General features: G+C 65.0%; 17 protein-coding genes. 9 read left to right on the forward strand and 8 right to left on the reverse strand.

The features are described 5' to 3' along the window. Positions 1-31: 31 nt before the first annotated feature. Positions 32-1,531 carry a leucyl aminopeptidase gene (locus tag ACO06P_RS03880; protein ID WP_420348693.1) on the reverse strand — a complete coding sequence of 500 codons (1,500 nt, stop codon included), beginning with the start codon at positions 1,529-1,531 and terminating at the stop codon, positions 32-34. A gap of 128 nt (positions 1,532-1,659) precedes the next feature. On the opposite strand from ACO06P_RS03880, the gene lptF reads away from it, so the two are divergent. The 6 genes from lptF to rsmA all read left to right on the forward strand — a co-directional run bounded on the left by lptF (position 1,660) and on the right by rsmA (position 9,306). Further along, positions 1,660-2,892 carry an LPS export ABC transporter permease LptF gene (gene lptF / locus ACO06P_RS03885; RefSeq protein ID WP_420348694.1) on the forward strand — a complete coding sequence of 411 codons (1,233 nt, stop codon included), beginning with the start codon at positions 1,660-1,662 and terminating at the stop codon, positions 2,890-2,892. Then, complete coding sequence (lptG, locus tag ACO06P_RS03890) at positions 2,889-4,016, forward strand: LPS export ABC transporter permease LptG (protein WP_420348695.1); 1,128 nt, start codon at positions 2,889-2,891, stop codon at positions 4,014-4,016. Before lptF ends, lptG begins: the two co-directional genes overlap by 4 nt. Positions 4,017-4,065: 49 nt before the next feature. Continuing rightward, a complete protein-coding gene (locus ACO06P_RS03895; RefSeq protein ID WP_420348696.1) occupies positions 4,066-6,228 on the forward strand; it encodes an LPS-assembly protein LptD in 2,163 nt (720 codons plus the stop codon). Between the two features lie 110 nt (positions 6,229-6,338). Then, positions 6,339-7,316, forward strand: coding sequence for a peptidylprolyl isomerase (locus ACO06P_RS03900; RefSeq protein ID WP_420348697.1), 978 nt, complete (start codon positions 6,339-6,341; stop codon positions 7,314-7,316). A 27-nt stretch (positions 7,317-7,343) separates the two neighbouring features. Beyond that, positions 7,344-8,417 carry a 4-hydroxythreonine-4-phosphate dehydrogenase PdxA gene (gene pdxA / locus ACO06P_RS03905; RefSeq protein WP_420348698.1) on the forward strand — a complete coding sequence of 358 codons (1,074 nt, stop codon included), beginning with the start codon at positions 7,344-7,346 and terminating at the stop codon, positions 8,415-8,417. Further along, the gene (gene rsmA / locus ACO06P_RS03910) at positions 8,410-9,306 is read left to right on the forward strand and encodes a 16S rRNA (adenine(1518)-N(6)/adenine(1519)-N(6))-dimethyltransferase RsmA (protein WP_420348699.1); all 897 of its coding nucleotides are present in this window, start codon (positions 8,410-8,412) and stop codon (positions 9,304-9,306) included. Before pdxA ends, rsmA begins: the two co-directional genes overlap by 8 nt. Here rsmA and gmk read toward each other — a convergent pair. Further along, positions 9,303-9,941 carry a guanylate kinase gene (gene gmk, locus ACO06P_RS03915; RefSeq protein WP_420348700.1) on the reverse strand — a complete coding sequence of 213 codons (639 nt, stop codon included), beginning with the start codon at positions 9,939-9,941 and terminating at the stop codon, positions 9,303-9,305. The genes rsmA and gmk overlap by 4 nt on opposite strands. Positions 9,942-9,946: 5 nt before the next feature. Beyond that, a complete protein-coding gene (locus ACO06P_RS03920) occupies positions 9,947-10,849 on the reverse strand; it encodes a YicC/YloC family endoribonuclease (protein WP_420348701.1) in 903 nt (300 codons plus the stop codon). Positions 10,850-11,027: 178 nt separating this feature from the next. On the opposite strand from ACO06P_RS03920, the gene ACO06P_RS03925 reads away from it, so the two are divergent. Continuing rightward, positions 11,028-11,801 carry an SDR family NAD(P)-dependent oxidoreductase gene (locus tag ACO06P_RS03925; protein ID WP_420349695.1) on the forward strand — a complete coding sequence of 258 codons (774 nt, stop codon included), beginning with the start codon at positions 11,028-11,030 and terminating at the stop codon, positions 11,799-11,801. Positions 11,802-11,809: 8 nt separating this feature from the next. Here ACO06P_RS03925 and mltG read toward each other — a convergent pair whose 3' ends face one another. The 5 genes from mltG to fabD form a co-directional block, all read right to left on the reverse strand. Then, positions 11,810-12,802 (reverse strand): endolytic transglycosylase MltG, encoded by a 993-nt coding sequence (gene mltG, locus ACO06P_RS03930; protein ID WP_420348702.1) that lies wholly within the window; start codon positions 12,800-12,802, stop codon positions 11,810-11,812. A 10-nt stretch (positions 12,803-12,812) separates the two neighbouring features. Continuing rightward, positions 12,813-14,078, reverse strand: a complete 1,266-nt coding sequence (gene fabF, locus ACO06P_RS03935; RefSeq protein ID WP_420348703.1) for a beta-ketoacyl-ACP synthase II — start codon at positions 14,076-14,078, stop codon at positions 12,813-12,815. Positions 14,079-14,156: 78 nt separating this feature from the next. Then, on the reverse strand, positions 14,157-14,393 hold the full coding sequence (locus ACO06P_RS03940; RefSeq protein ID WP_299393023.1) for an acyl carrier protein: 237 nt from the start codon (positions 14,391-14,393) through the stop codon (positions 14,157-14,159). Positions 14,394-14,572: 179 nt separating this feature from the next. Next, positions 14,573-15,310 carry a 3-oxoacyl-[acyl-carrier-protein] reductase gene (fabG, locus tag ACO06P_RS03945; protein ID WP_420348704.1) on the reverse strand — a complete coding sequence of 246 codons (738 nt, stop codon included), beginning with the start codon at positions 15,308-15,310 and terminating at the stop codon, positions 14,573-14,575. Positions 15,311-15,430: 120 nt separating this feature from the next. Beyond that, positions 15,431-16,372, reverse strand: a complete 942-nt coding sequence (gene fabD / locus ACO06P_RS03950) for an ACP S-malonyltransferase (RefSeq protein WP_420348705.1) — start codon at positions 16,370-16,372, stop codon at positions 15,431-15,433. 310 nt (positions 16,373-16,682) lie between these two features. Here fabD and rpsF point away from each other — a divergent pair, with 310 nt between their 5' ends. After that, complete coding sequence (gene rpsF / locus ACO06P_RS03955) at positions 16,683-17,201, forward strand: 30S ribosomal protein S6 (protein WP_420348706.1); 519 nt, start codon at positions 16,683-16,685, stop codon at positions 17,199-17,201. Further along, entirely contained in the window at positions 17,198-17,455 is a 258-nt protein-coding gene (rpsR, locus tag ACO06P_RS03960; RefSeq protein ID WP_420348707.1) for a 30S ribosomal protein S18, read from the forward strand. Before rpsF ends, rpsR begins: the two co-directional genes overlap by 4 nt. Positions 17,456-17,464 lie beyond the last annotated feature (9 nt).

The following is a 17,464-nucleotide window of genomic DNA, read 5'->3' on the forward strand; positions in this document are numbered from 1 at the left end:
AGCCTGGGCGGCAAGCCCTGCGCGCGGGGCCTTACTTCTCGTAGTACTTGGAAACCAGGGTGTTGAGCAGGCGCACGCCGAATCCGGTGCCGCCCTTCGGCACCGTGGGCTTGTCCTTGCTGGTCCAGGCCGTGCCGGCAATGTCCAGATGCGCCCAGGGCGTGCCGTCCTTGATGAAGCGCTGAAGGAACTGGGCGGCGGTGATGGACCCGCCGGCGCGACCGCCGCTGATGTTCTTCATATCGGCAATGTCGCAGTCGATCAGCTTGTCGTAGGCCGCGCTCATCGGCAGGCGCCAGACCTCCTCACCCACCTCTTTGCCGGCCTTCGTCAGCTGCTCTGACAGCTTGTCGTCGTTGCTGAACAGGCCGGCGTTTTCGTGGCCCAGCGAGATGATGATGGCGCCGGTCAGTGTGGCCAGGTCGACGATGAGCTTGGGCTTGAACTTCTCCTGGGTGTACCAGAGCGCATCAGCCAGCACCAAGCGGCCCTCGGCATCGGTGTTCAGCACCTCGATGGTGAGGCCGGCCATGGAGGTCACCACGTCGCCGGGCCGCTGGGCGGTTCCGGAGGGCATGTTCTCCACCAGGCCGCAGACGCCCACGGCATTGACCTTGGCCTTGCGGCCGGCCAGGGCCTTCATCAGACCAACCACCGCACCGGCGCCGCCCATGTCCCACTTCATGTCCTCCATGCCGCCGGCCGGCTTCAGCGAGATGCCGCCGGTATCGAAGGTCACCCCCTTGCCGACGAAGGCGAGCGGTGCCTTGTCTTTGGCGTTCGGGGCGCCCTGCCACTGCATCACAAGCATCTGCGGTTCGTGGGCCGAGCCCTGGGCGACGCCAAGCAGGGAACCCATGCCCAGCTTCTGCATCTCCTTCTCGCCGAGCACCTGCACCTTGAGGCCAAGCTTGGTCAGCTTCTTGCCCTCGGCAGCGAAGGACTTGGGATAGAGGATGTTGGCCGGCTCGCTTGCAAGATCGCGGGTCATGAACACCCCGTCCGCCACCTTTTCCAGGCGCTGGAAGGCCCGCTTCGCCGCTGCCGGGTTGTCCAGGTGAAAGCGGATTTCCTTCAGACTGGGTTTGTCTTCGGCCTTCTGCTTGGTCTTGTAGCGCTCGAAGCGATAGCTGCGCAGAATCGCCCCGAAGCCCGCGTTCGCTGCGCGTTCGGCGGCCTGCTTGCCGCCCCGCAGCTTGTCCATCAGGACGGCAGCCTTCTGCTCGCGCACCCGCGTCAGATGCGCTGCGATGTTGCCGCCGATGTCCTGCAGGTCTTTCTCCGTCAGCTTCGCCGGCGCCCCCATGCCAACCATCAGCACGCGGCTGTTGTTCACGCCGGCGGGCGCGACCACATCCAACAGCTCGCCCCGCTTGCCAGAGAAAGCGTTTGCGTCGATCGCCCGCTCCAGCGCCCCCTGCGTTGTCTTGTTCAGGCTGGCGGCGGAGGGGGTGAGTTTCCCACCCTCCAAAACCCCGACGATCAGGGCACCGGACGTCGGGACGCTGGGCGTAGCGAAGGAGATGTTCATGAAAGTCCTCACGGAGAGCTTTTTCGGGTGGCCGCCGTAGGGGCTCCGATAGATTGAAAATCGAACGAGTCTTGATTGGCAAAGTAAACTGTCAGCCAGGGCACGCAAGTTCAAGCCCCGCAGCCCTAATGCACAGCCGCTATGCATCGTCGCCGGAGCCGGGAAGCCTGCAAATTCGCTGGACGGACGGCGGGCCGCCGGGCTATCTCTGGGCGTCCAGACCGCAGCAACTGGGTCCAATGCCTTCCATTACACGCTACGTCCTCGGCCAGTTGATGACGGCTACCTTGTTCGTCACCCTGGCCCTTACCTTTGCGATCTGGCTGACCCAGTCCCTCCGGCTCATCGACTACATCGTCAACCGCGGCCTGCCCGCCTCCACATTCCTCACTTTCGTGGCGTTGCTGCTGCCATCGTTCCTGGGTGTCGTGTTGCCGGTGGCGTGCTTCGTCGCCGCGCTCTTCGTCTATCACAAGCTGGCCATGGACAGCGAAATGGTGGTTATGCGCGCCGCCGGCCTGTCACAGATGCAACTCGCCCGGCCAGCCATTATCCTGGGTGTGGTTGTAACCCTGGCGGTCTACGCTATCTCTTTGTATTTCCTTCCCGCTTCTTTTAGGAATTTCAAAGATTTACAGAATGCTTTTAGAAGTGACTTCTCAGCTGTCCTGCTGCAGGAAGGTGTGTTTACGACGATCACCGACGAGATCACCGTTTACGTGCGCGAACGGTCTCCGGAGGGCGAGCTGCGGGGCATCCTGGTTCACGACAACCGGGATCCCGACAAACCGGTAACGATGATGGCGGAGCGCGGCGCCCTCGTCGCCAGCGAAGCCGGACCGCGGGTGGTCATGGAAAATGGCAACCGCCAGGAGGTTCAACCCGGTACCGGCCGTTTCTCGCTGCTGTACTTCGATCGCTACACCGTTGAACTGGCCGATTTTGACAACGCTCCGCGGGCGCGCTGGCGAGAACCCAAAGAACGCTTCCTGCCGGAGCTGCTGAACCCCGGAGATGACGGCCGCGATCAGCGCTACCGGCTGGAACTGATCGCCGAAGGCCATCACCGCATCGTCGGCCCGCTCTACAGCCTCGTCTTCGTCGTGATCGGCATGGCAGCGTTGCTGGCCGGAGAGTTCAACCGACGCGGTCAGGCCAAGCGCGTTTTGGCGGCAATTGCCTGCGTCGCGGCGTTGGAGGGCATTTCGCTCGCCCTGCACGATCTCGCGAACCGCCATGTGGCGGCGATCCCCGCCATGTACGCGACCGTGGCGATCTCTCTGGGCCTGGCCTTCTTCGTTTTGCTGCGGCGGCCTGCGCGGCGTCCCCAGGAGCCGCTGGCCGGAGCGCAGACCGCATGAGCATCGCCGCCACGCAACCAGCGATGCGGCGGTTACGCATCTCGCCGACGCTGACGAAGTACATCGCCCGGCAGTTCTTCTTCTGGTTCGCCAGCTTCGCTTTCGCCATCGTCGGGATCATCTTTCTGGCCACCGTCGTCGATCTCATCGACCGTCTGGCGGCCAAAGACGCTTCGCTGGGGCTGGTTTTTCAGATGGCGCTGCTGAAACTGCCGCACCTCAGCCAGGAGGTCATGGCCTTTACCGTGCTGTTTGCGGCCATGACCACGTTCTGGCGTCTCACCCGCTCCCATGAGCTGGTTGTCGCCCGCGCTGCGGGCGTCTCGGTCTGGCAGTTTCTTTTGCCGGTGCTGGGCAGCGCATTGCTGGTCGGCTGCCTGACGGTGACGGCGCTGAACCCCCTTGCCTCCATTCTCCTCAGCCGCTTCGAACGCCTGGAAGCCAACTACATCCACAACGAGTCCAGCTTTCTTGCGGTCTCCAAGACAGGTCTCTGGCTGCGTCAGGCCGACACGGGCGGCCAGTCGGTCATCCACGCGGCGCGGGTCAGCGCCGAATCGGCACTGCTGCACAGCGTGATCGTCTTCCGCTACGCCGATGAGGACCGCTTTGTGGACCGAATCGATGCCGACAGTGCCCGGCTGGAACCGGGCCACTGGAAGCTCTTCAATGCCTGGACGTCCAGTCCCGGAGAGCCTTCGGTCTTCCACGAAGTCTTCGATCTGCCTACGGACCTGACGGTCGACAAGATCCAGGAAAGCTTCGCACCGCCGGAGACCATCTCGTTTTGGAACCTGCCGGAGTTCATAGAGATCATGGACGCCGCCGGCTTTTCCGCGCTGCCGCACCGCCTGCAGCTTCACAGGCTGCTTGCCTTGCCGATGCTATTTGCCGCAATGGTCTTGCTTTCCGCAGCCTTCTCCATGCGCCCGCAACGCAGGGGCCGGGTAGGTTTGGTCATCATGGCGGGCCTGCTGATCGGATTCCTTTTGTACTTCATGTCCAATTTCGTGTTTGCGATCGGACTTTCGGGTACCATACCGGTGGTATTGGCGGCCTGGACTCCGGCGGGCGTGTCGTTGATGCTGGGGGTGGCAATGTTGCTTCACTTGGAGGACGGATAGGCTAACGGCGATGCAGGGGGGATTGGGGCGTGCGGCAGCAGCAGCTGCCGTGATTTCTGTTATGCTGCTTGGCGGGGGCGGCGAAGCGGCTGCGCAGAACCTCGATATCGAGGCGCTTGAGAATGTGCCGGCTCTTATCACCGCCGACCAATTGACCTACGACGAGGAAAACGGCCTCGTCATTGCGTCCGGCAATGTAGAGATCTCTCAAGAAGGCCGGGTGCTGCTGGCGGATAAAGTCACCTACAATCTGAATAGCGACATCGTTGCGGCCGAGGGCAACGTCACCCTGATAGAACCCAGCGGCGATACCGTTTTTGCTGAGTTCATCGAGGTGACGGGCGATCTCAAAGAGGGCTTCGTGCGCGACATTCGCGTGCTGATGGCCGACGACACCCGCATAGCCGCGGCCAGCGGCACCCGCAGCGGCGGCAACCGCACCGAGTTCAGCAAGGGGGTCTTCAGCCCCTGCGAACTCTGCCGCGACGACCCCAGCCGCGCCCCGCTGTGGCAGATCAAGGCGAACGAAGTCGTCCATGATCAGGAAGCCAAAGACATCATCTATCGCGACGCCTGGCTGGAGTTCTTCGGGATCCCGATCCTCTACACCCCATACTTCTCGCATCCCGACCCGACGGTCGACCGCCGGAGCGGCTTCCTGGCCCCCACCATCGGCAGCAGCGACTTTCTCGGCACCTCGACCACAATTCCCTATTACTGGGTCATCGATGACGACAAGGACCTGACCATTGCGCCCCTGCTGTCGACAGAACAGGGCATCAATCTCACCGGCGAGTACCGCCAGTTGTTTGAGAATGGGGAAATCCAGATCGCCGGCAGTGCGACCATCGCCGATCGCGAAGAGCGCGGCTCGAGCGTTGCCGAGGATCGCTTCCGCGGCCATCTGGATGCCCAAGGTCAGTTCGAACTGGACGAGACCTGGCGCTGGGGTTTCGACGTCGAGCGCACGACGGACGATACCTATCTGCGTGCTTTCAACTTCGATTCGGAGCGCACACTGACCAGCACCGCCTATCTGGAGGGGTTGAAAGGGCGAAATCACGCCGCCGTGCGCGGATTTGCCTATCAGCGTCTGCGCAGTTCGGACGTTGACTCGGAAACGCCGATCGCCGTCCCCTTGGCGGATTACAACTTCATCAGCGAACCCGGCCTCGGGCTCCCGGGTGCGCGCTATACCGTGGACGCGAATCTGCAGGTTCTGACCCGCGAAGAAGGGCGCGACAGCCGGCGTGTTTCCCTGGTCGGGGGCTATCATGTCCCCTACACGAGCCCGCTCGGCGACATTTACGAGGTGACGGCGCAGGTGCAGGCCGACGGCTACTGGACCGACGGCGTGGTACCCGGCTCCTCTGACGTCAATCCCGCCGGAGCACCCGGCAGCGACACCGCGGGCCGCGTCTTCCCGCAGCTTGCGGTCAAATGGCGCTATCCTTGGATGCGCCAGGACGGCTCCGTGCAGCAGGTGATCGAGCCGATCGTCCAAGCGGTTCTGGCGCCAAACGGCTCGAACCCCGGCGAGATCCCCAACGAAGATAGCTTGGATTTCGAATTCGATGACACCAACCTCTTCAACCTGAACCGCTTTGCCGGCAACGACCGGGTCGACTCCGGCAGCCGCATCGACTATGGGGTGAAATGGACAGGCACTTTCGGCAGCGAGGGCGCGGCCGGCGCCTTCATCGGCCAGAGCTTCCGTTTCTCAGAAAACAGGGATGCCTTCTCTGAAGGATCCGGCCTTGAGGACACCGAGTCCGATATTGTCGGCCGCGTGCTCTTGAAGCCAATCGAACATGTTGATTTCCTCTACCGCTTCCGTCTCGACAAGGACGACTTCAATGCCGACCGGAGCGAACTGGACCTGAGCCTCGGGCCCGAGGCCCTTAACCTCGACCTCTCGTATTTCTTCATCGACGACGAGGCGGGCAACGACGAGTTCGACGAGCGCGAGGAGCTCCGGATAGCCCTCAGTTCCAGGCTTACGGAGCACTGGAGTGTCGGTTTTCGCCACCGTCGCGATCTCTTCGAGGATACCTCGCTCGAGACGGCATTCAGCCTTGCCTACCAGGACGAGTGCTTCCTGATCGAAGGCGTCGCCGAACGATCGTTCTTCCGAGACCGCGATGTCGAATCCGAAGACAGCGTCTTCGTGCGGGTTGTCCTGAAACACCTGGGCGAAGCCTCCGGCGGGTGATTGCCTGCCGTCACCAATCGCCTCACGGCTGTGCTGCCACATCAGCTTCCGTTTGAATGCAAGCGGGTGAAAACTGTATAGTGCGCGGTGCTTTTTCCAGGGAACTGACGATGGCTTCTCCACTGTCCTATCGACCGGCACAGCGAGTCTGGCTCCACATCTTCGTGCTGCTTTGCGTCGCTCTCGCGGCGCTGGCTGTATCCTCCTCTTTGCGGGCACAGGAAGCCTTTCGTCCCGCTGCGGTTGTAAACGACGAGGTTATCTCCGTCCTCGACCTGTCGATGCGTGTCCGCCTGGCGATTATCGGCGCGGGCGTACAGGATTCTCCAGAAGTCAGACGTCGTCTGACCCCCCAGGTCCTCCGCGGCCTGATCGACGAGCGCCTGCAGATGCAGGAGGCCAACCGCCTGGACATCGCCGTCAGCGACGACCAGGTGGCGGGGGCTCTGCAGCAGATCTCCGACCAGAACGGCATGACCGAAGGCCAATTCCTCTCCATGCTGCGGAACCGCGGCGTGATCCCGACCACGCTGATCGACCAGATCCGCGCCCAGATCGCCTGGCAGCGGGTTATCCAGCGCCGACTTCGGCCAACCGTGGTGATCTCGAACGAAGAAGTTCAAGAGGTCGTGGACCGACTCGCCGCACGCCAGGGATCCATCGAGCGGCGGGTCGCCGAGATCTTCGTCGCGGTTGAGTCGGCGGCGCAGGAAGGACAGGCTTTGGCCAACGCCAATCGGCTTCTGGAGCAGTTGCGTGCCGGCGCCAACTTCGCGGGTCTGGCCAGGCAGTTCTCCCAGTCAGGCACGGCGCGTCTTGGTGGCGATCGCGGCTGGGTCCAGGACGGGGAGTTGGACGACGCACTGAACCAGGCCCTTGCCCGGATGGGACCGGGCGAGATCTCCACGCCCATCCGTACGCTCGCCGGCTTCCACATTCTCCTACTGCGTGACATGCGCAAGAACGACGGCCAGGGGATCGACCGTCAGCGCATTCAGCAGAACCTGACCGATCAGCGCGTGAACCAACTGGCGCAGCGCTCCATGCAGGAACTGCGCAGAACAGCGAACGTGGATGTTCGCATTTGAGCAGGCGCAGATGACCGGCGGCGGGGTATGAACGCCTCCCGGCGTGCCGATGCGGTGCGCCAGCGCCCTGGCCCCCCGCTCGCGGTCACCATGGGGGAGCCCGCGGGCATTGGCGGAGAGCTCAGTCTGCGCGCCTGGCAGGGGCGCCATGATGCCGATCTGCCTTGCTTTCTGGTCATCGACGACCCGGGGCGGCTGCAGCGTCTCAGCCGCAGCCTGGACCTGGGCGTGGCGGTCGTTCCGATCGAAGCGCCGGGCGAAGCCTTGGAGGTTTTTGGGCGGGGCCTGCCCGTCCTGGCGCTCGGCGATCCCGTGACAGCGGAGCCCGGCCGCCCTTCCCCGGCAACCGCAGCGGCGGTTCTCGAGTCAATCAGCCTGGCGACCAGACTGACTCTGGGCGGCGAGACGGCGGCCGTGGTCACCAACCCGATTCACAAGAAGGTCCTCCTGGATGCCGGGTTCGAGCATCCGGGCCATACCGAGTTCCTGGCCGAGCTTTGCGGTTCTCCCGGCAAGGCGGTGATGATGTTGGCCACTCCCGGCCTGCGCACCGTACCCGTCACCATCCACCAGCCGCTGGCCGAGGTGCCCGCAAGCCTTACCGGCGCGTTGATCTTGGAGACCGCCCGGACGACGGTGCGCGGCCTGCAGCAGCAGTTCGGCATTGCGCACCCCAGGCTGGCGGTCGCGGGTCTCAATCCCCATGCCGGCGAGGACGGCAAGCTGGGTACCGAAGACGGGCTTGTGATCGCCCCGGCCGTGGCCAGTCTTCAGGCCGAGGGTATCGACGTCTTCGGTCCCGTCGCCGCCGACAGTCTGTTCCACCCGGCGGCGCGGCGCGGCTACGATGCCGCCCTCTGCATGTACCACGATCAGGCCCTCATCCCGGTCAAGACCCTGGACTTCGAGCACGGGGTGAATGTGACGCTCGGCCTGCCGATTGTCCGCACGTCACCAGACCACGGGACTGCTCTGGATATTGCAGGCAAAGGTCTCGCCTCACCTGTCAGCCTTCTGGCCGCGATCGCTCTGGCGGGAACGCTGGCTGCCAACAAGCAGACCGGCGGAACCCAGGGGACGACCGTTTACGACCATGTCTGATGAGCCGCTTCCGGGAGGGCCGGTGAACCTGCCGCCCTTGCGCGAGGTCATCGCACGCCACGGCTTGGGCGCGCGCAAGGCGTTGGGCCAGCACTTTCTGCTCGACCTCAACCTGACCGGGCGCATTGCCCGTGCCGCGCCCCAGATCGACATCGGCACGGTCATTGAAGTCGGCCCCGGGCCGGGCGGCCTCACCCGCGCCTTGTTGAGCGAAGGGGCAGGCCACGTCGTCGCCGTGGAAAAGGATCGCCGCTGCCTGGAAGCGCTGGGCGAACTTGCGGAGCTGTATCCGGGCCGCCTGGAGGTGGTGGAAGGCGATGCGCTTGCTTTGCCGCTGCAAGACCTCGGGGCCGCTCCACGCCAGATCGTCAGCAATCTGCCGTACAACATTTCCACAGCGCTTCTGGTCGGCTGGCTGAAGGCTCTGGCCGGAAACCCCGCGACCTTCAGTGCTCTCACGCTGATGTTTCAGAAAGAGGTGGCCCAGCGTCTGACTGCGGAACCGCGCAGCCGCCACTACGGCCGCCTGACGGTCGTCACGCAGTGGCTCTGCGAGGTCCGCGCCTTGTTTGACATCCCGCCGCGCGCCTTCACGCCACCACCGAAAGTGACCTCCACGGTTGTCGCTTTCAGGCCGCGCAGCGCCCCCCTGGCGCCAGCAAGGCTTGGCAGCCTCGAGCGGGTGACAGCGGCCGCCTTTGGCCAGCGCAGGAAAATGCTGCGGCAGAGCCTGAAACCCCTCTTCACCCACTGCCCGGAGACGCTCGCAGACGCGGGCATCGACCCAACGGCGCGGGCGGAGGAACTGACCATCGAGGAGTTCGCACAGCTTGCGCGCCTGCTCGACGGCCCGCAGGCGAACAGGCCCGAGAGTCCCTCCAGCGTCTAACGGCCGCGGCGCAGATCCTCGACGAAATCGCGCAGGCCAACGCGCCGCTCGCGCTTGAGGCGCTCAGCGGTGAGGATAGCCTGCACCTGGGAAACGCTCTCATCCATGTCGTGATTGATGATGATGTAGTCGTACTCCGGCCAGTGACTCATCTCATCGGCGGCCTTTGCCATGCGCCCGCGCACCACCTCTTCGCTGTCCTGGGCGCGGCTGTGCAGGCGCCGCTCCAGCTCTGCAGTCGATGGCGGCAGGATAAAGACACTGACAAGGTCCTCCCGTGCGCGTTCAGCGACCTGCTGAGTGCCCTGCCAGTCGATATCGAAGAGCACATCGCGACCGGCCTCCAGGGCACTCTCGACAGGCGCGCGCGGCGTCCCGTATTGATGGCCGAAGACCGTCGCGTGCTCCAGCAGCGCGCCGGCCGCGACCATCTCGGCAAAGCCCGCATCGCTCACGAAGAAGTAGTGAACCCCTTCTGTCTCACCGGGGCGCTGCGGGCGCGTCGTGGCAGAGATGGAAAGTGAAAGACCGCCGTCCAGTTCCAGAAGCCGCCGGGAGATGGAGGTCTTGCCGGCTCCGGAGGGCGACGACAGGACAAGCATGAGGCCCCGCCGCTTGATCTTGGCTTTATCCATCTGCGCTACTCGATGTTCTGAACCTGCTCGCGGAGCTGTTCGATCGCCGATTTCAGATCGAGCCCGATGCGCGTAAGCTCGACGTCTGCGGACTTCGAACAGAGTGTATTGGCTTCCCTGTTGAACTCCTGGCAGAGAAAGTCGAGCTTGCGCCCGATGGTGCCGCCCTCACGCAGCAGGTCGCGCGCAGCCTCGATATGAGCGGCCAGTCGGTCCAACTCCTCGCGGACATCGGCCTTGCTGACCAGGATGGCAGCCTCCTGCGCCAGACGGTCTTCGGCAACGCCGCTGGTTTCGGCGAGCAACAGGTCGAGTTGTTCGCGCAGACGCTGCCGCAGCGCGTCCGGCTGGGTGGCGGCGCAGGCGGCCGCAGCCTCGCAGAGAGTCTCGATCGACTGCAGATGTCCCTGCGCCAGCTCAGCAAGGCGCAAGCCCTCTTCCGACCGCATCGCCACCAGAGCCCCAAGAGCGGCCTGCAGGTCCGCTTCAATGCGCCGAAACCGCGCATCGCGACGCTCCGTGCTCTCTTCTTCTTCAACCGGCTCGAGGACACCCCGCAGGCCCAGCAGGCCGTCCAGACGCGGAGGAGCGGCGTCGAGCCGCGACCGCAGGCGCTCCATGACCTCAAGGATCTGCTGCAGCAGATCCTCGTTAAGCTGCCAGGCTTGTGCTGCTTCGCTGCGCTTGACCACCAGGTTCACCTGGGCGTTGCCACGGCTGCAGGCAGCTGCAACAGCTTTGCGGATGATAGGGTCCAGGGCCTCGTAGCCGCCCGGCAGACGGGAGCGTACATCGAGGCTGCGACCGTTGACGGTCCTGATTTCCCAGGCCCAGGCGACACCCTCGTCGCCGCCCTCCTGGCGCGCGAAACCCGTCATGCTGTGCACCACGGCCGATTGTCCGGTCACCGGAGCCACTCCCCCCTTGTTCGCGATCGCGCCCGGCTTGCTCTTGTCGCTCCCGGCAGGCGCCCCAGGAAGCCGGTCCCATATATACTGGCCGCCCAGAAGCACAACAAGCTTGCGCCCAAACCCGGGAACGGCTTATCCCGGAGCCGACCAAGGGACTGTGAAACGCTGGAGCGCCATGCGGGAGCCAAAGTCAATCGCAATCACCGGCGGATCGAGTGGGATCGGGGCCGCCCTGGCGCGCCGCTATGCCAGGGAGGGACGCATCCTGGCACTCAGCGGGCGCGACGCCCAACGGCTGGAAGCGGTCGCGCAGGAGTGCCGGACTGCGGGCGCAGCGGTGGAAACCGCCGTCTTCGATGTCACGGATCACCAGGCACTGGGGAACTGGCTGCGGCAGTCTGACCAGAACCACCCTCTGGACCTTGTCATTGCCAATGCCGGGATCTCCGCCGGGACCGGGGCCTTCGGCGAAAGCGCCACTCAGACCAGGGAAATCCTGGCCGTCAACGTCGACGGGGTCGTCTCCACCGTGCTGGAGGCGGTTGCGCTGATGCGCCCGCGCCGGCGCGGCCAGATCGCCATCATGTCATCCTTGGCGGCGTTTCGCGGCTTTCCCGGCGCACCGGCCTACTGCGCCTCCAAAGCCGCTGTTCGGGTCTGGGGCGAAGCCCTGCGGGGCACGGTCGCCGGGGAAGGGCTGACCGTCTCGGTCATCTGCCCCGGCTACATCAAGAGCCCGATGACCGCGGTCAACGACTTTCCCATGCCCTTCCTAATGGACAGCGACCGGGCCGCCCGCATCATCGAGCGCGGCCTCGCCGCCGGCAAGGCGCGCATCGTCTTCCCGCGCCGTCTCTTTGCCGCCGTCTGGCTGCTCTCGCTGCTGCCCCCTTCGTGGACGGACCCGCTGCTCACCCGCCTGCCTGAAAAGCCCGCCTCTGACAGCTAGTACTGCAGCTATTCGCTTTTGCGCCTGAGGCTCCTCAGGTGCTTGCGCCACTGGGCCACGTTGCGGTTGTGCTCGGCCAAGGTTCTGGCGAAGGCATGACCGCCGTTGCCGTCGGCGACGAAATAGAAGTATTCGGTCTCCGCCGGATTGACCGCAGCCTCCAGCGACGCACGACCGGGGTTCGCAATGGGCCCAGGCGGCAGGCCGCCGATCTGATAGGTGTTGTACGGCGTCGGCGTCGCCAGGTCCTTGCGCGTCAGGGAACGGCCGAGCGGGGCCTTGCCCTCGGTGATGCCATAAACCACAGTCGGGTCGGACTGCAGGGGCATGCCCTTGTTCAGGCGATTGATGAAAACCCCCGCGACCAGCGCGCGTTCTTTGTCCACGCCGGTCTCGCGCTCGATGATCGATGCCAGGATCACCGCCTCCTCGGGGCTGTTCAGCGGCAGATCCGCTGCCCGCCCTTCCCAGACTTCGGCGACGACCTGCGCCATGGAGCGGGTCATGCGCTGCAGCACTTCAGCGCGGGAATCGCCGCGGTGAAGGTGATAGGTTTCCGGCAACAGCACGCCTTCGGCCGGGACCGGACCCGCCTCGCCTTCGAGAACCTCGGCCTCCTGCAGCAGCGTCATCACTTCGCTGCTGGTCAGGCCCTCAGGCACGGTCAGGCGGTGGACCACCGTGCGGCCGCTCGCGATCAGCGCGGCCGCTTCGGCCATGGAAACGGAGGCGGCGAAAGAGTACTCGCCGGCTTTCAGGGCCGTGGCATCCCCGAAGAGGCGCACGCCGAGAGCGAAGACACGGGCATCGCTCACCACACCGGCGGCCGCGAGATCGGCTGCGATCCCTTCGAGGCCGGCGCCGCGCGGCACCATCAGCGTAACCTCGCTCGCCAGCGGGCCCGGCTGCGTGAACTGCTCTTTCAGGTAGACCCAGGCACCGCCGGCGCCTGCGGCAAGCAGGATGACGATGAGAACGGCAAGGCCGCCTAATCGCCGCATGAACCGCCCACTACTGGTAGTCTGCCAGGATCAGACTGGCGTTCGTGCCACCGAAGCCGAAGGAATTGGAAAGGGCCCGTCGGATCGGCCGTTCCTTGGCTTGATGCGGGTTCAGATCGACCCCGTCACATGTCGGCGAAGGATTGTCGAGGTTCAGGGTCGGAGGTGCGACGTTGTCGCGGATGGCGAGGATCGAGAAGATCGACTCCACGGCCCCGGCGGCCCCCAGAAGGTGCCCGATCGCCGACTTGGTGGAGGACATGGTGATGTCCTTGACCGCATCGCCGAAAAGCCGGCGCACGGCGCCCACTTCGATCTCGTCGCCCAGCGGCGTCGAGGTCCCATGGGCATTGATGTAGTCGATGTCGCTGGGATCGAGCCCGGCGCGGCGCATGGCCGCCTGCATGGCGCGGTAGCCGCCATTGCCGTCTTCGGGCGGCGCGGTGATGTGATGAGCATCGCCGGAAAGGCCATAGCCGACCACTTCGGCGTAGATGGTCGCGCCCCGCGCCTTGGCATGCTCCAACTCTTCCAGCACGACCACACCGGCTCCCTCGCCCATGACGAAGCCATCGCGGTCTTCGTCCCAGGGGCGCGAGCTGCGCTCCGGCGTGTCGTTGAAGTTCGTGGAAAGCGCCCGCGAAGCGGAGAACCCTGCCAAGCCCAGGCGGCAGACCGCCGCCTCGGCGCCGCCGGCGACCATGACATCCGCATCGTCGAGCATGATCAGGCGCGCCGCATCGCCGATGGCATGGGCGCCGGTCGAACACGCCGTCACCACGGCATGGTTCGGGCCTTTGAAGCCGTAGCGGATCGAAACCTGGCCGCTGACCAGGTTGATCAGGGCGGCCGGGATAAAGAACGGAGACAGACGGCGCGGACCGCGTTCGTGGATCGTAATGGAGCCATCGTAGATGGTCTCCAGTCCGCCGATGCCGGATCCGATCATGACGCCGGTGCGCCAGAGGCTTTCATCATCCTCCGGCGTCCAGCCGGAATCCTCGATGGCCTGCTGTGCAGCCGCCATCCCGAAGACGATGAAGCGGTCGAGCTTGCGCTGATCGCGCGGCGCGACGAAGTCGTCGGCATTGAAGAGCCCGTCCGCGGTCTCGCCCTGCGGAACCTGACCGGCGATCTTCGACGGAAGATCGGAAACGTCGAAGCTTTGAATGCCCCGCAGCCCCGATTCGCCCTTGATCAGGCGGTCCCAGACCGGCTTGACCCCACTGCCAAGCGGCGTGACCAACCCAAGCCCTGTAACGACAACGCGTCTCATACGCCTTGAAATCCTCGCGCGGCAACGCTGGCGGGCAGCAGCGCGTCAAACCCAACCGCTGCCGCGTTGTTCACCGGCTCAGGAGTGTTCCTGGATGAAGTCGATCGCGTCTTTGACGGTCACAATCTTCTCGGCAGCGTCATCGGGGATCTCGCAGCCGAACTCTTCTTCGAAAGCCATGACCAGTTCGACCGTATCCAGGCTGTCAGCACCCAGGTCATCGATAAAGCTGGCGGTGTCGGTTACCTTTCCATCGTCGACGCCCAGATGCTCGACGACGATCTTCTTGACGCGATCGGCGATGTCGTTGCTCATTTGACTTTGTCCTTAGGTTCTTTTGCGCATCCTCGCGGGACGCGGGTACCGTCACAACAGGTAATGATCTTGCGGATAACGCCCTCGCTGCTGCGCAAGGCGCCGCCTCTTATCACAGTTCTCAAAGGTTTGCCAACGCCCCAGAGACGCATAGTTGAGGTGGGATCCCCCGGGTTTCCTCATATCATGGCCATTCCACCGTTCACATGCAAGGTTTGGCCCGTCACGTAGGCCGCCTCTTCGCTTGCAAGAAACGCTACCGCAGACGCGATTTCGTCTGATTTCCCAAGACGTTGCATCGGGATGGCCGAGAGGATGCGTTCGCGCTGCTGCTCGTTCAGCGCGTCGGTCATGGCGGTTTCGATCATGCCGGGCGCAACGGTGTTCACGGTGATGCCCCGGGTCGCAACCTCCTGGGCCAGCGACTTGCTGAGGCCGATCAGTCCGGCCTTGGAACTGACGTAGTTGGCCTGGCCCGGATTCCCGGTCACACCGACCACCGAACTGATGCTGACAATGCGCCCCCAGCGGCGCTTCATCATGCCCTTCAGGCTGGCCCGGGCGAGACGGAAAGCAGCGGTCAGATTGACCTCGAGAACCCGGGCCCAATCTTCGTCCTTCATCCGCATGATCAGGCCGTCGCGGGTCAGCCCCGCGTTGTTGACCAGGATGTCGAGCTGGCCCAAGGCCGCTTCCGCCTTGCCCACCAGCGCATCCGCCTCTGCCGGATCTCCCAGATTGCAGGGAATGACCTGCGCCCGGTCGCCCAGTTCGCCCGCCAGGGCCTCGAGCGCTTCCGCCCGGGTGCCGCTCAGCGCCACGCTGGCGCCCTGGGCATGCAACTGCCTGGCGATCGCCCCGCCGATGCCGCCCGATGCCCCCGTGACCAGGGCGGTCTTTCCATTGAGATCAAACATCACGTCTTCTCCGCGGTTCTGGGAATTGTTCTCTAAGGGGTCTTGCTTCCGGATAGGGTCCCGCCTCACGGGGCATCCGCTCCACTGACCGACGCAGCTGCGCGATAGCCCGAGGGCGGGCTAGAGCTGTTTCAGGAGCGATTCCATCTCCTCGGGCGTCCCGGCGGACTGGGCATACAGGCTGCGGTCGATCCGCTTGCTCAGGCCGCTCAAAACCTTGCCGGCGCCCAGTTCCACGGTCTTGTCCACGCCTGCGGACACCATGAAAGCAACGGACTCGCGCCAGCGCACCATGCCGGTCACCTGTTCGACCAGCTTGCTGCGGATCTCGTCGGGGTCGCTCAGACGCCCGGCGGTGACGTTCGCGATCAGCGGCACGGCGGGCATCCTGACCGTCACCGCCGCCAGGGCATCCGCCATCACCCCCGCCGCCGGCGCCATCAGCGGACAGTGGAAAGGCGCGCTGACCGGCAGCAGCACCGCCCGCTTGGCTCCACGCTCCTTGGCCAGGGCCATGGCTCTGTCGATGGCCTCCGCATGGCCGCTCAGCACCACCTGACCCGGCGCGTTGTCGTTGGCCGCAGCGCAGATCTGGTCTTCCGCTGCCGCTTCGGCGATCTCCTGTGCCGGCTCGAGGTCGAGGCCGAGGAGCGCCGCCATGGCCCCCTCGCCGACGGGAACGGCCTCCTGCATGGCGGCGCCGCGGCGGCGCAGCAGGCGCGCCGCATCGCCCAGGTCCAGCGAGCCGGCAGCCGCAAGAGCGGAATATTCTCCCAACGAATGGCCGGCGACGAAAGCGGCCCGTTCGGCCAGCGGCTTGCCGCCCTCGGCTTCCAGCACCCGGACCGCCGCCAGGCTCGCCGCCATCAGGGCCGGCTGGGCGTTGGCCGTCAGCCGCAGGTCTTCCTCGGGCCCTTCGAACATGAGCCGCGAGAGACGCTGTTCCAGCGCGTCGTCCACCTCCTCAAAGGTGTGCCGGGCCACCGGAAAGGCGTCGGCCAGGGCTTGGCCCATGCCGACCGCCTGGGACCCCTGCCCCGGAAAGACGAAAGCCAGGCTCATGCGGACAACTCCCTGTTCTGGGTCCCTCTTCGGGGACCCTTATCTGGATAAGGCGGCGGAAACGGCCGGCTGGAGAGGCGAAAATGCCGCCCAGAGATAGCGAGGCTGCTTTAACTGTCAAGCCGGATCGCGGGGGAAGCCTCGCGGCGCCGGCTTGCCGCTTGCGCCTCCGGCGGGAAAGTGTATAGTCCGCCGGCTTCGCGCCCCCTCGGCGCGAACACTCCTTGCCGGCGCCCTGTGCGGTGTCGGCTAGGGCCGGGCGGCTGGAAGGACCAGCGCCGGCCCAAGAAGAGCCAAAAGGAGTTACAGAATGGCTTTCTACGAATGCGTGCTGATTGCGCGCCAAGACGTCTCGTCTTCCCAGGTCGAGAGCCTGGTGGCGGACTACACCAAAATCCTTGAAGACAACGGCGGCCGTGTGGCGGGGTCCGAGTACTGGGGCCTGCGCACCCTGGCCTATCGGATCAAGAAAAACCGCAAGGGCCACTACGTCCTTTTGAACATCGAGGCGCCCGGCCCGGCCCTGCACGAGCTGGAGCGCAACATCCGGCTCAGCGACGACGTGATCCGCTATCTGACCGTGAAGGTCGACGAGCTGACCGAGGGCCCCTCGATCGTCATGCAGCAGCGTCACAGCCGCGACGACCGCGGCGGCCGGGGTGATCGCGGCGACCGCCGCGGCGGCGGCCGTTTCGGCGGTGACCGCGGTGGAGACCGGGGCGGCGACCGGGGTGGTGACCGGGGTGGCGCACCGCGCGGCGGCTCCGAGGGCGGCGCAGCGGCCGCTACCGGCGCCGGTGCCAAAGCCAGTGAAGGAGCAGCAGAATGACCGTCCGTATCGTCAGTTCCGGCGGCGGAGCCCGCCGTCCGTTCTTCCGCCGCCGCAAGAGCTGCCCGTTCTCCGGCCCCAAGGCGCAGAAGATCGACTACAAGGACACGCGGCTGCTGCAGCGCTTCGTCTCCGAACGCGGCAAGATCGTGCCGAGCCGGATCACCGCCGTGTCGACCAAGAAGCAGCGAGAGCTGGCGCGCGCCATCAAGCGTGCGCGCTATCTGGCGCTTCTGCCCTATGTCGTGAAGTAGCGGCCAGTC

Source organism: Pelagibius sp. (assembly GCF_965227505.1).
Lineage (GTDB): Bacteria > Pseudomonadota > Alphaproteobacteria > Kiloniellales > Kiloniellaceae > Pelagibius.